This is a genomic window from Rhizobium sp. Root482, from assembly GCF_001426565.1.
In the GTDB taxonomy this organism is placed as follows: domain Bacteria; phylum Pseudomonadota; class Alphaproteobacteria; order Rhizobiales; family Rhizobiaceae; genus Pararhizobium.
In genome coordinates, this window is sequence record NZ_LMFA01000001.1 from 37,624 (window position 1) to 50,522 (window position 12,899).

Annotated in this window: 11 protein-coding genes; 9 read left to right on the forward strand and 2 right to left on the reverse strand. The window is 59.7% G+C overall.

Going from position 1 to position 12,899, the window contains the following annotated elements; translation table 11 throughout:
• Positions 1–37: 37 nt before the first annotated feature.
• Complete coding sequence (locus tag ASD31_RS00135) at positions 38–1,015, forward strand: glycosyltransferase family 2 protein (RefSeq protein WP_082520334.1); 978 nt, start codon at positions 38–40, stop codon at positions 1,013–1,015.
• Positions 1,016–1,029: 14 nt separating this feature from the next.
• Here the strand turns inward: ASD31_RS00135 and ASD31_RS00140 are convergent, their stop codons facing one another.
• Entirely contained in the window at positions 1,030–2,286 is a 1,257-nt protein-coding gene (locus ASD31_RS00140; protein ID WP_056327988.1) for a polysaccharide pyruvyl transferase family protein, read from the reverse strand.
• Positions 2,287–2,693: 407 nt separating this feature from the next.
• On the opposite strand from ASD31_RS00140, the gene ASD31_RS00145 reads away from it, so the two are divergent.
• From ASD31_RS00145 to ASD31_RS00165, 5 genes are all read left to right on the forward strand, one after another.
• The gene (locus tag ASD31_RS00145) at positions 2,694–3,884 is read left to right on the forward strand and encodes a glycosyltransferase family 4 protein (RefSeq protein ID WP_056327990.1); all 1,191 of its coding nucleotides are present in this window, start codon (positions 2,694–2,696) and stop codon (positions 3,882–3,884) included.
• Positions 3,885–3,964: 80 nt separating this feature from the next.
• Positions 3,965–5,347 carry a glutamate-1-semialdehyde 2,1-aminomutase gene (locus ASD31_RS00150; RefSeq protein WP_082520336.1) on the forward strand — a complete coding sequence of 461 codons (1,383 nt, stop codon included), beginning with the start codon at positions 3,965–3,967 and terminating at the stop codon, positions 5,345–5,347.
• A 59-nt stretch (positions 5,348–5,406) separates the two neighbouring features.
• On the forward strand, positions 5,407–6,729 hold the full coding sequence (locus ASD31_RS00155) for a DUF4038 domain-containing protein (RefSeq protein WP_210168910.1): 1,323 nt from the start codon (positions 5,407–5,409) through the stop codon (positions 6,727–6,729).
• Between the two features lie 149 nt (positions 6,730–6,878).
• Entirely contained in the window at positions 6,879–7,949 is a 1,071-nt protein-coding gene (locus ASD31_RS00160) for an NAD-dependent epimerase/dehydratase family protein (protein ID WP_056327995.1), read from the forward strand.
• Entirely contained in the window at positions 7,949–9,268 is a 1,320-nt protein-coding gene (locus ASD31_RS00165) for a DUF4910 domain-containing protein (RefSeq protein ID WP_056329210.1), read from the forward strand. The genes ASD31_RS00160 and ASD31_RS00165 overlap by 1 nt, the downstream gene beginning before the upstream one ends.
• On the opposite strand, the gene rfbC is transcribed toward ASD31_RS00165, so the two are convergent.
• Entirely contained in the window at positions 9,248–9,808 is a 561-nt protein-coding gene (rfbC, locus tag ASD31_RS00170) for a dTDP-4-dehydrorhamnose 3,5-epimerase (protein ID WP_056327997.1), read from the reverse strand. The genes ASD31_RS00165 and rfbC overlap by 21 nt on opposite strands.
• 338 nt (positions 9,809–10,146) lie before the next feature.
• Here rfbC and ASD31_RS00175 point away from each other — a divergent pair, with 338 nt between their 5' ends.
• Genes ASD31_RS00175 through ASD31_RS00185 form a run of 3 tightly spaced genes read left to right on the forward strand, consistent with a single transcriptional unit; the run spans position 10,147 to position 12,889 of the window.
• A complete protein-coding gene (locus ASD31_RS00175) occupies positions 10,147–11,436 on the forward strand; it encodes a class I SAM-dependent methyltransferase (RefSeq protein ID WP_056327998.1) in 1,290 nt (429 codons plus the stop codon).
• The gene (locus tag ASD31_RS00180) at positions 11,433–12,239 is read left to right on the forward strand and encodes a glucose-1-phosphate cytidylyltransferase (protein ID WP_056328000.1); all 807 of its coding nucleotides are present in this window, start codon (positions 11,433–11,435) and stop codon (positions 12,237–12,239) included. The genes ASD31_RS00175 and ASD31_RS00180 overlap by 4 nt, the downstream gene beginning before the upstream one ends.
• Positions 12,236–12,889, forward strand: coding sequence for a PIG-L deacetylase family protein (locus ASD31_RS00185; RefSeq protein WP_056328002.1), 654 nt, complete (start codon positions 12,236–12,238; stop codon positions 12,887–12,889). The genes ASD31_RS00180 and ASD31_RS00185 overlap by 4 nt, the downstream gene beginning before the upstream one ends.
• Positions 12,890–12,899: the final 10 nt, after the last annotated feature.

Genomic DNA, 12,899 nt, shown 5'->3' on the forward strand with positions numbered 1-12,899 from the left:
GGGATTGGAAGACGGACCGAACGGAGTTGTTGAGGCCATGACCAGCATCGATGTCGTCATTCCGAACTACAATTACGGCCACTATCTGGAGGGCTGCGTCCAAAGCGTGCTGGATCAGGGGATCGACGAGCTCAGGATTCTCATAATCGATAATGCTTCCGACGACGATAGTTGCCAGATAGCGCGTCGTCTGGCGGGAAAGGACGAACGGATCAGCCTGAGACTGCGCCCGCGGAACCTGGGCGCGCACGCTTCTTTCAACGAGGGCATCGACTGGGCGCGGGGCGACGCCTTGCTGATCCTTTGCGCCGACGACATGATTGCGCCCGGCGCATTAATGCGCGCGAGTGCGATCCTCGACGAGCGCCCTTCCGTCAATCTGGTTTTCGGAAGAGCCGAATTCAGGACGACCGGGGATACCGGGGCTCGTCCTGCGATCACGTCGGCAGGGGGCTGGCGCGTCGAAAGCGGCGAGAGTTTCATCCACCGCCTTTGCCAGCAGGGGCACAACACGGTAAGTGGGCCCACCGTCCTCGTGCGGACATCGGCCCAGAAGCGCGTCGGTCTCTATAACCCCAGTTTGTCCCATACGGACGATCTTGAGATGTGGCTGCGCATCGCGACAACCGGCAATGTCGCCTCGACCGAGGCGATTCAGGCGGTCGCCCGCGTTCATGCCAACAATCGCTCGGCATCGGTTGGAACCACCCATCGGTGGAACATGGAGTTCGAGGCCGCTTACCGCGCATTTTTCTCAGGCCTTGGCGCAGGAATGCCAGGATCCGATCGGCTCCTCAAAACGGCGATGAGAAGCATCGCGGACCGCTCCTACTGGTGCGGGATCAGAGCATTGTGGCAGCGCGAAGCCGGCGCGGGCGAGCTGCTGCGGCACGCCATCCGCCTTCATCCCGCCTGTGCGATCCTACCGTCCTTCGGCCATCTGGCCAGTGAGAAACGCCTTCGCAAAGCGCTCTCCATCGTCCTTGGTCAACCGGGCATCCGAAAAGGCGGATAAGTCAGCCAGGACTGTCAGGGGCCGTTCGTTGAGCCGATTGCGCCTGACAAGCGACGCGGGCGCTTCAGTCTCAGCGCGGCCGGTTCCGCGCACCATTTGAGAAGCAGTTCCTCCTGGGTCTCGAGACTTGTCTGTACGGCAAGCCCGGCGGTTTCTATTTCTTGCTGTACCGCAGCGACGTTGGTGACGATCTGTTTGAACTGCGCCCTCAGGACCGCAAGGTCGAAGGTCTGGATAGGCTGGCTGTAGCGCTGCTGGCCAAAAGCAGTCAGAAGATCGAGATTTTTCTGGGCATATCCGATCGAGATGGTCGGCCGGCCAAGCTTCAGGGCGCAGACGACATTGTGATAGCGAGAGGCGACCACGATATCGGTCTTGAGGATGTTGCACATGAGCTGCTGCAGTGTTCCACCCGTGCCGGCGCAGACAAGATCAAGCAGGCTCGGCTCGCGCGAGGCAATGCGTGCCATGATGTCGTGCATGGCGATCCTGTCCGTTACGTCGCCTGTCAGGAGGAGGACATTGTGGCCCTTTGTCGACAGCCAAACGACAAAATCGGTCATCTTGGCGATGTAGGTCTCATAAATTTGGGTAGCATCCGAAGCGTCTTTCGACCAGCCGCGATACTGCATGACGCCGACGCCCACCGACAAGCGAGCGCCCGGTGTGCGCGGCGGCACGGCGGGCACAGGCAAGCGGAAAGCGATATCCGGAAAGAGCCCCTCCGAGCCAACATCGAGGCCGAGACCTTTTACGTAGTCTCTTGAGAATGCGTCGCGATAGGATCTGTATCCTGCGCTGTTGGCCGCAAGCTTCATGAACCAGCGGCTGAGCCGGCGACTGACCGGTCCGGCACCGATGCTAACGAAGGCGACGCGCGCCCTGCGCAGGCGCGCTGCGATGCACCATCGAAATACCACGAAGGGCCAGCCGAAAGGGTGTTCTTGAAAGTCGTCAAGAATGCCGGTGCCAGGGATGATGAGGATATCGACGCCCTCAAGGCTCGACAGGAGGAAGAACAGCGCCGCGATCTTGCGGGCAGGAGCCTTCAGAAACCTGGTCCATCGCGGTGCGGCCGCCCTCTGCGCAGTGGTGCCGGTGATGCCGATCGAGGAAACATTATAGCGGGCCTCGATCAAGTCCGGATCCGAGCAGATGCAGATCAATTCGCAGTCGGGCCGGGCGTGCCGGAGAAGATTGAGCATGGATTCCATCGACCCGTCATTGCCGCTGTTTCCGCTGCCAAACTGGCCGAATAATGCAATCTTCATGGGCATCCCTCTCGTAAGCAAGTCGCCTCGTGGCAACCCGCTGCGTTTTCACGCCTCATCTCTGTCGGTGAGCTAGGTGGAAGAAACATTCGGCCTTGTGGATGGCAGCCGGACGCGATCATTAGAGGCGGAATGCGAGCTGGATTGCGGCGAATACCCCCGAGCGCCGGACGGCCGGCGATGGTGCCGAATATCGACGATCGAGCATTCCCTGTTCAGATCGACATGAGGGCGAGCCACTCATCTCTTTGGCTAGGTAGCTTTGACTGACATTTCTAACGGACAGGGTCCGATACCTGCATGGATCACATTGCGCCCTCAGTAATACGCGTATGCTTCGATGCGGGATTGGCGCGATCCAGCTGCGTCGTTGGTCTCAAAACCATCCGGCAGGGGAGCCCGCACCCGTGAAATTCGCATTTTTCGTGATGCCTCATATCGGAGGCACCTATTCGGTCTTCACCCAACTGCGGCAGGGGATGGCCCCGCACGGAATCTCGGTCGAGTGGCTTGGCCTCGAAAAGCGGCGCGATTTTGCAGGGATCGACGAGGAAGAGCACGCGGCCTACGGCGCATATGTGTCGTGTCCGCCGGAGGCTGACGAGCAGCAGCAGGCTGCCGCGCTCGCAAGGGCTATTCGCCTGCGAGGCTATGATGGCATCTTTGTCAACGTGTTGGCGGACCCCGTCGAGACCAACCTGGTGCGATACCTTCCTTCGTCTGTTCTGCGCATCATGATTGTTCACAACATTACTTACGGCACCTACCTTGCCGCGACCGCGATCCGCAACCACGTGCATGCCACCGTTTGCGTCTCTGAGCGGTGCCGGCGGGATTTGGTGCGCGCGCACGGATTTCCGCCGTCGAGCACCTTTGTCATCCCAAACGCCGTGGACGTCGCGGCGATCGGGGACACGACACGCCCGCTGGAACCGGTAGGCCTGCGCCTTATTGCGCTAGGCCGTGTCGAGAATATCTCGAAGGGCGTGTTCTGGCTGCCGGAGATACTGCGTGCGCTGCCGGACGATGTCACGCTGACCGTGGCGGGTGACGGCCCCGACCTTGCCGAACTCCGGCGGCGTTTGTCGGGTCTTGAGGCACGCGTGCGTTTTCTCGGTTTTGTGCCGCCGCGCGACGTTCTGCCACTGCTTCTCAATCACGACGCTCTTATCATGCCGTCCCGCTTCGAGGGATTTGGAATCACCATCGTGGAAGCCATGGCCGCCGGCTGCGTACCGGTCGTCTCGCGTATTTCTGGCGTGACCGACACGATCGTAGACCATGGGAAGGACGGGCTGCTGTTCAAGATCGGCAATGGATCGCAGGCTGTGAGCATCATCCTAGCCTTGCGAAACCGCTCCCTGTGGGCGGCCCTTTCCATCGCCGCCCGGCAAAAGGCGCGGGATGCATTCAGCGTCGATCTGATGGGAACGCGCTATGCGGCGCTCGTCCGGCAAGTCGATGACCGACGTCCGCGGACCGCTGCGCCGCTCGACATCGCATTCTGGTCAATGCCGGGCAGCCTTCGTCCGAGTTTCAGGCGTCTTGTTCCCCAGCCTATCAAGAATTGGCTGCGGTTGTGCAGCGAACGACTCTAGAGAGCCCAAAACGTTCGAGCACAAGTGCCGCTTTGACGTTCGCTGTCGAATTGCCCATCATCCAAGGAGGTCTTCGTGTGATGTCTTACATCCGGAATTTCGAGAATTCCAATTTATTGCGCCGCCGGGCACACCACCTTATTCCGGGCGGGTCTCATACGTACGCCAAGGGCGATGACCAGTTTCCTGTTCTGTCGCCGGGTTTCATCACCAAGGGTCTCGGTTGCCACGTCTGGGATGTCGATGGCAATGCCTACATCGAATATGGCATGGGAAACCGTTCCGTCGGCCTCGGGCACGCCTATCCCTCTGTCCTTGATGCCGTGCACAAGACGCTGGAGCAAGGCAGCAATTTTACCCGTCCTGCGGCCATTGAAGTAAGCTGCGCCACCAAGTTTCTGGACATGGTGCGAACGGCGGAAATGGTAAAGTTCTGCAAGGACGGGTCGCACGCTACTACGGCCGCCATGCGGCTCGCCCGCGCCGTGACAGGCCGAGATCTGATTGCGCGTTGCAGCGATCATCCGTTTTTTGCGACGGACGACTGGTTCATCGGCACGACAGAAATGAACGCCGGCATTCCCAAGGCTGTCAGAGATCTGACACTCGGATTTCGATACAACGACCTGGAAAGCGTCCATATGCTCTTTGCCCGGCATCCGGGCCGTATCGCGGCTCTCATCGTGGAGCCTGCGCGGGGCGACGAGCCGGCGGGGGATTACCTGCGGGCGCTGAAGGCGCTTTGCCACGACAACGGAGCTCTGTTCGTCCTCGACGAAATGATCACCGGCTTTCGGTGGCACAATGGCGGTGCCCAGCAACTGTTCGATGTTGTCGCGGACCTCTCCTGCTTCGGCAAGGCGCTGGGAAATGGCTTTGCGATCTCGGCGCTCGCCGGCAAACGCGAATTCATGGAGCTGGGGGGGATCGAACAGACCGAACGGCCACGGGTCTTTCTGCTATCGACGACGCACGGCGCCGAGACCCATGCGATGGCCGCCGCGATCGCCACGATGAAAGTCTATGAACAAGAGCCTGTCATTGAACATCTGCACCGGCAGGGGACCTCTCTGAGGACGGGGCTCGAGCAGGCTGCCGCGCGGCACGGCATCGGCGAATTCTTCCGGGTCGTCGGCAGAGCGTCCTGTTTAAGCTACATGACGCTCGACGAAAACGGTCTGCCCTCGCAGGCCTTTCGCAGCCTTCTTCTGCAGGAGACAATCGCGCGCGGCATCCTCGCGCCGTCGCTGGTCGTCAGCTACACCCATGAAAATCAGGACATTGAGCGGACCATCGAGGCATTTGACGGTGCCTTCGCCGTCTACCGCCGCGCGCTCGATAGCGGCGTTGCCGGACAGCTCGTCGGCAGGCCCTCTGACGTCGTCTTCCGCAAATACAACCAACCGGCCGTTCCCCTGGCTTCGTTGCCTCACCTCGTTCGGGCCAAGACGGAAGTGGCCTGAGGGCGCCGGACATGACGCCAAGCAGCTTCGGTCTCAAGGCGCAGGCGAGACGACAAGCCATGGCGGTGCCTGACCAAGGGTCATTCCCATGCGATCCCTTACGTTGCGTGCGACTTGCTCTCCTTTGCATTTTTGCCGTTTTGATCGCTCTTCCAACGGTTGCGGGTGAGCGCTTTCCGCTGACGGTCTCGGCAAATGGGCGGCATCTCATCGATGCAGCGGGAAAGCCGTTCCTCGTGTCGGGCGATGCGGCCTGGTCGTTGATCGCGGATCTGGCGCGCGACGAGATCGACCTGTATCTCGACAGCCGGTCTAAACTGGGCTTCAACACGATCGTGGTCTCGCTGATTGAGCACAAATTCAGTCGCAACGCTCCGCGAAACGCCTATGGCGTCGCGCCGTTCAAGGCGGATCGAGCGTTTTTCGATCCAGTGGACGCTTATTTCGATCACGCTTTCTGGTTCATCCAGCAGGCCCGTGCGCGCGGCTTCCTCGTTATCCTCGCCCCTGCTTATCTCGGCATCGAAGGGAGCGACGAGGGATGGTCGAAGGAGATGGCGGCCGCCGGTCCCGTTGAACTTGAAGCCTATGGTGCCTATCTTGGCCGGCGTTTCGCCTCCTTGCCGAACATTATCTGGCTGCAGGGCGGCGATGCTGATCCGCGCGACAAGGCGCTTGTAGCAGCGATCGTGGCCGGGCTGAAGCGCACCGGGTCGGCGGCGCTCCAGAGCGTACATGGAAACCGGGACAGCGTGATGGGCGATGTCTGGTCGCAAGCAGCCTGGATCGATATCGGGACGGTCTATACCTATGGCGACGTTGCAGCGGCGATGGCTACCGCGCGCAAAGCGCTGCCAGGCCGTCCTGTGCTGCTCCTGGAGAGCGCCTACGAGGGCGAGCGGGGGACGACCGCACAAGATATCCGCGCGGCTGCCTGGACCGCGATCCTTTCTGGTGGCACCGGCCAGGTCTTTGGCAACAATCCCGTCTGGCATTTCGCCGGTCCCGCACCGTTCCAACAAAAGCAGGAATGGCGCGAGGCGCTCGCCAGTCCGGGCGCACGCGACATGAGCAGAATGTTCGCCTTTTTTCAGGACCTGGACTGGTGGAAGATCGAGCCACTATGTCCCCCGACCGGTCGGAATTCGGTCTGCGGGCGAGCTTCCGACCATAGCTTTGCGCTTGTCTACACGTCGGGAGACCCGGTCGTGTACCTTGATGCGGCAGCAACCGCCGGCAAACGCAATTCACGCTGGTTCGATCCGTCCTCTGGTACGATATCTCCCGCGGTTTCGACGCAAGGGGCAGGGAAATACCGCCCTCCGGGGCCTTTGAACGCCGCTGGCGGCACAGATTGGGTCTTGCTTTTGACGGCACGCTGATCCGATCGGCCCGTTCCATCCTGCAAATGGCGTATGCGTGCCCTCTTCCTCCTGCCCCGATGGACAACCCATCAACCCGATCTGCTCAATGGCAACAGGCGCCGCACGCTTCTAGCCTCTCTTTTGTCGTCAACCACGGGGAGACTACCATGAAAGTGCTCGTAACGGGCCATCGAGGCTATATTGGTTCGGTCATGGTGCCGATCCTGCTGAAGGCCGGCCACAACGTCCATGGCTATGACAGTGAACTTTATCGCAACTGCCGCTACGCGCCAGGCGGTTCCATGACCTACGTGCCGACGACGCGCCGGGATATTCGCGACATTACACCACAAGATCTCAGCGGATTCGATGCGGTGATACATCTTGCGGCGCTTTCCAACGATCCTCTCAGCAATCTTAATCCCCAAATCACCTATGACATCAACCATCTCGGCAGTGTCCGTACTGCCAAGGCCGCCAAGGCGGCTGGTGTCAAACGGTTCCTGCTGGCGTCGTCGTGCAGCAATTACGGCGTTTCGGGCCAGGCCTTGATTGACGAGGAGGGTGAGCTGAAGCCGGTTTCGGCCTACGGTTCCTCCAAGGTTCTTGCCGAGCGCGACATCGCACTTCTCGCCGACGAGAGTTTTTCGCCGGTCTATCTTCGCCCCGCAACTGCCTATGGCTTATCGCCGATGCTTCGCTTCGATATTGTGCTCAACAATCTCGTTGCCTGGGGGGTCAGCGACGGAAAGATCCTGATGAAATCCGACGGATCGCCCTGGCGGCCAATCGTGCATGTCGAGGACATTTCGAGGGCGTTTCTGGCCGCGCTGGAAGCGCCGAAGGAGGCGATCCATAACCAGGCGATCAATGTCGGGCAGACGACCCACAATTACCGGGTTCGCGACATCGCCGAGATCGTCGCCAACCTCGTTCCCGATTGCGTGCTCAGTTATGCAGCGGATGCAGGGCCAGATCCGCGTTCCTACCGGGTCGATTTCTCCAAGATCACCCGCCTATTGCCGGCGTTCCGACCGACTTGGGATGCCTTGTCCGGCGCCCGGCAGCTCTACACCGCCTATCGGACGGCCGGCCTGACCACTGAAGAGTTCGAAGGCCCGCGCTATCAACGCATTAGCCATATCCGGCAATTGCTCGGTACTCACAGGATTGATCCGGAACTGCGGTGGGCGCCGGCGGCTGCGGTGGCCCAGCGGTCGCTGGCGGCATCTGCATGATGCAGCACGTTGCCAGGGTCGTGGCGCAACCATCATCGACGACGATCGGCCAGCGCATTCACGCGCTGGCCGCCCGTCTCTACCCGCTGAACAGAAGTATTACCGGCGAGGGGGTGCGCCAGAGCCTGGATATCCTGGGTGAGAGCATTCACTTGGAGAGGCACGAGGTGCCGACGGGCACGACCGCGTTCGACTGGACGGTGCCGAAGGAATGGGGGATCCGTGGTGGATTCATCAAGGACCCGTCAGGACGGACAATTGTGGATTTCGCCCATTCGAACTTGCATGTGATGGGTTACAGCATGCCCGTCCATGACACTCTTTCGCTCGAGGCATTGAAGCCGCATCTGCACACGCTGCCCGAACAGCCGGACCTCATACCGTACCGCACGTCCTATTACACGGAAGACTGGGGTTTCTGCCTGGCGCACCGGGACTTCCTCGCCTTGCCCGAGGGCGACTATGAAGTTCGGATAGATTCCGTGCTGTTTGACGGCCACTTAACCTATGGCGAAGCCTTGCATCGGGGTGAAAGCGGGCGGGACGTGCTTTTGTCCACCCACATCTGTCATCCGTCGCTGGCCAACGACAATTGCGCCGGCCTCGCTGTGCTGACCTTCGTCGCTGCAGCCCTGAAGGAGCGTCGAACCCGCTATACCTATCGCTTCCTGTTCGCGCCCGGGACGATCGGCGCTCTCGTCTGGTTGTCGCGAAACGAGCAGGCGCTCGAGCGTATCGATCACGGACTCGTGCTCGCGTGCATTGGAGACAACGGCGGGCCAACCTACAAGAAGACACGAAACGGTCATGCAACGATCGACCGCATCGCAGCGTGCATGCGCCTTGATGATGGAAAACGCATCGAGATCACCGATTTCACCCCATATGGCTATGACGAACGCCAATTCAACGCGCCAGGATTTCAGCTTCCGATTGGCCAGTTGCAGCGCAGCCGCCATGGCACCTTCCCCGAATATCATACATCCGCCGACAACCTCGATTTCATCCGCCCCGAGCATATGGAAGCATCCTTCCGCATGGTCATGGACATGATCGATGCGCTGGAATCGAATTGGGTGCCACTCAATCTCTATCCCAAGGGTGAGCCGCAGCTCGGCAGGCGCGGGCTCTACGCGGCGATGGGCGGGCAAAAGGATGCAGGCGTCGCGATGGCCTTTCTCTGGGTGTTGAACCTGGCGGATGGCGATCACTCGCTGCTCGACATTGCCGAGCGGGCGGACATGGCTTTCAGCACCGTTGAGCGAGCCGCCGATCTTTTGCTGCAGCACGGCCTTCTGTCACGCCTTTGCGACGCGTGACAAGGCCGGCTGCACATCGAGCAGGGGCCAGCAACGATCTTTGTCCGACAGGATGGCCGGCGCCGCCGGCCAGTTGATGGCAAGAGCCGGGTCATCATAGCGTGCACCGCTTGCCGCTGCAGGCGCATATCGCTCGGAGATCAGATATTCCACCGTGCTGTTTTGCGCGAGCGACAGAAATCCATGCGCGAATCCCTTCGGAATATAGAGCCGCCGCGCGTTGAGGGCCGAGAGCTCGACGGCCACCCACGACCGAAAGTTCGGCGAGCCCGGCCGAAGGTCGACAGCCACGTCCCAGATCGCGCCTTGGACGCAGGCCACGACCTTTGCTTCCTGATGCCTGCCTGTCTGGAAATGCAGTCCGCGCAGCGTGTGCCGGCGCGTAGAGGTGGAGACACTGTGCTGGACGAAGCTGTCAATCAGACCATGGCGCGCGAATTCGTCGGTGCAGAAGGTCCTCGAAAAAGAGCCCCGCTCATCGGGAAAGATATCGGGGTCGATGACCCAAACACCGTCGAGTTCTGTTTGCGTGAAGCGCATCGGCAGCCTTCCTTCGAGCGCGGCGGACTGAACGCATATGAGCCGGCTGCTCCGATTTGTCCCATGCGCAGATGCAAGGAATAGTCATCCTTAAGCATCGCCATCATAGCCTATCGGGCTTGCGTGTAAGGCGGACGGCCAGTCGACATCGTCGATCTACCTTTCTGCCCTTCTACTGAACGAAAGGCTTAGAGATACCTGGCAGATGATTAGAACCTTAACATGAGTAACTGACCTTTTGATGCGATAGATGCAAACCCACGGAACCGATACAATGCAGCGACCGAAAAAGAATACATCATCAACTATAAAGACCGTATCGATCAGGGGGCCTGAAGATGAACGTGCAGCCGAAATCCATGCCGTCGATAGCCACGGGAACGACAAGTTTCTGCAGGCTGTGCAATGCGCCGATTACCACGACCTTCGTGGATCTTGGACTATCGCCCCTGTGTGAGAGCTTTGTCCCGGAAAGCCGGATGCATGAGATGGAGGCGTTTTTCCCGCTTCATGCCTTTGTCTGCAGTGAATGCCTGCTGGTGCAGTTGGAACAACAGGTAAGCCGGGAGGCAATCTTCGAGGAATACGCGTATTTCTCCTCCTATTCATCGAGCTGGGTCGCGCATGCGAAGGCCTATTGCGATGACATGATCGCGAGACTGCAGTTGGACCGGCAAAGCATGGTCGTGGAATTGGCAAGCAATGACGGATATTTGCTTCAGCATTTCCTGCCATCCGGTATACCGGTCATGGGTGTCGAGCCGGCCGCGAACGTGGCCCGGGTGGCGATCGAAAAAGGCATCCCCACCCGCGTCGATTTCTTCGGCCGGGCACTCGCCGCAGACATGGTGATTGAAGGGCGGAGGGCCGATTTGATTATCGGCAACAATGTTCTGGCGCAGGTACCCGATCTGAACGACTTTGTCGCGGGAATGAAGATGCTGTTGAGCGATGAGGGCGTCATAACGCTCGAATTCCCACACATCTTGGCGCTGATGACCTTCAACCAGTTCGACACGATTTACCACGAGCATTTTTCCTACTTTTCAATGCTGACCGTTCGCACGATGGCGCGAATGCACGATCTGGAGGTGTTCGACGTTAAGGAGATCCCGACCCATGGAGGGTCGTTGAGGGTGTACCTTACCCACGCTGGCAACGGCTTTGCCGTGCGTCCATCCGTGGGCGCACTCATCGCGCGGGAAATTGCCGCCGGCCTTGACAGGATCGAGACTTATACAGCTTTTGCCGCAGCCGCCCGCAAGACGAAACGCAACATACTTTCCTTTTTGATCGACGCCAAGGAAGCAGGAAAATCGATCTGCGGATACGGTGCACCAGGCAAGGGCAACACGCTGTTGAACTATTGCGGCATCGGCACCGACTTCCTGGACTTCACTGTCGACCTCAACCCTTACAAGCACGGCCGCTTTACGCCGGGCATGCGTATTCCGATCCGCAGCGTCGAGGCCATCGAAGCGGCGAAGCCGGACTATGTCTTCATTCTGCCCTGGAACCTGAAAGACGAGATCATCGCCCAGATGCGCCGCATAGGCGACTGGGGCGGTAAGTTCGTCGTGCCAATTCCCTTTGTCCACATCGTCGATCCGAAGGAGTTCGCATCATGAAAGTCGTTTTGTTCTGCGGCGGGATGGGGACCCGCATCCGGGAGTACTCCGAGAATGTTCCGAAACCCATGATTCCGCTCGGTTCGCAGCCGATTCTGCGCCATGTCATGCAGTACTACGCCAATTACGGCCATGACGAATTCGTGCTTTGTCTGGGCTACAAAGCCAATATCATCAAGGACTTCTTCCTCAACGCCCGCCCTCAAATGTTTTCCGACTGTATCGTCTCGGGAGGCGGCGAGATCGAGATGCTCGGCGAGATGCAGCGCGACTGGCGTATCACGCTGATCGACACCGGAATCTGGCGCAATATAGGCGAGCGGCTCTGGGCCGTGCGCGACCAGGTGAAAAACGAGCGCATGTTCCTCGCCAATTACAGCGACGGTCTCTGCGATGTCGATCTCGATGACATGATCGAGAAATTCGAGGCGAGCGGGAAACTCGCCTGCTTCCTGGCCGTGCGCCCGCCGCTCACTTATCATCTCGCCGATATCGAACAGGATGGCAGGGTGCGACAGTTCCGTTCCTCGCAAACCTCCGACATCTGGATCAACGGCGGATACTTCCTGATGAAGCCGGAGATATTTGATTACATGCGCGAAAGCGAGGAGCTGGTGCTGGAGCCCTTCACGCGCCTGATCGCCGATGATCTCCTGATGGCCTACAAACACGAGGGTTTCTGGCGTTCGATGGACACGTTGCGGGATTGGCAGTCCTTGCAGGAGATGGTCGATCGCGGCGAGATGCCGTGGATATCGTCGGGTGCCCAGCAGCCGCGTCCGCGCGTGATGGCTATGTCATGAAAGCCCTGACGCTGGCCTCGAACGGCGAGGCACTCTCCATATTGTGCCTTGGAGCGCACTCGGACGACATAGAGATCGGTCTGGGAGGAACGATACTAAGCCTCGTCGCAGCCGGTGTGTCTCTCGATGTCCACTGGTGCGTGCTGAGCGCTCCGGGCGAGCGGGCGGACGAGGCCGCCCGCTCTGCCCGCGCGTTTTTGAAGGGTGTCGCCACAAGCCGTATCGAGATCGAGAGTTTCGAGGATAGCTTTTTTCCAAGCCAAAGACGCGAGATCAAGGACTGGCTCACGGCCTTGCGTGACCGGACCGCCCCGGACGTTATCTTCACCCACAGCGCGCATGACCAGCACCAGGATCACCGAGAGCTCAATCAACTGACCACCAATGTCTTTCGGGATCACTTCGTCCTCGAATACGAAATTCCAAAATGGGACGGCGACCTCACGAGCCGAAATGCCTATTTCCCCATCGATCCGGCGATCATGGACCGCAAAGTCGATCTGCTACTGCAGCATTTCTCCACGCAGCGTTCGAAGGACTGGTTCGATGCGGAAACTTTCCGCGGCCTGGGGCGACTGCGCGGGCTCGAATGTAGGGCCCCTGGCCGATTTGCCGAAGCCTTCACGCTTCGCAAGCTAACCTTGAACTGAGGGCGACCGT

Excerpts from the sequence above, each read along its gene's own strand:
- ASD31_RS00135 (WP_082520334.1), top strand. The coding sequence starts at position 38 with ATGACCAGCATCGATGTCGTCATTCCGAACTACAATTACGGCCACTAT.
- ASD31_RS00140 (WP_056327988.1), bottom strand. The coding sequence starts at position 2,286 with ATGAAGATTGCATTATTCGGCCAGTTTGGCAGCGGAAACAGCGGCAAT.
- ASD31_RS00150 (WP_082520336.1), top strand. The coding sequence starts at position 3,965 with ATGTCTTACATCCGGAATTTCGAGAATTCCAATTTATTGCGCCGCCGG.
- ASD31_RS00155 (WP_210168910.1), top strand. The coding sequence starts at position 5,407 with ATGGCGGTGCCTGACCAAGGGTCATTCCCATGCGATCCCTTACGTTGC.
- ASD31_RS00160 (WP_056327995.1), top strand. The coding sequence starts at position 6,879 with ATGAAAGTGCTCGTAACGGGCCATCGAGGCTATATTGGTTCGGTCATG.
- ASD31_RS00165 (WP_056329210.1), top strand. The coding sequence starts at position 7,949 with ATGCAGCACGTTGCCAGGGTCGTGGCGCAACCATCATCGACGACGATC.
- rfbC (WP_056327997.1), bottom strand. The coding sequence starts at position 9,808 with ATGCGCTTCACGCAAACAGAACTCGACGGTGTTTGGGTCATCGACCCC.
- ASD31_RS00175 (WP_056327998.1), top strand. The coding sequence starts at position 10,147 with ATGAACGTGCAGCCGAAATCCATGCCGTCGATAGCCACGGGAACGACA.
- ASD31_RS00180 (WP_056328000.1), top strand. The coding sequence starts at position 11,433 with ATGAAAGTCGTTTTGTTCTGCGGCGGGATGGGGACCCGCATCCGGGAG.
- ASD31_RS00185 (WP_056328002.1), top strand. The coding sequence starts at position 12,236 with ATGAAAGCCCTGACGCTGGCCTCGAACGGCGAGGCACTCTCCATATTG.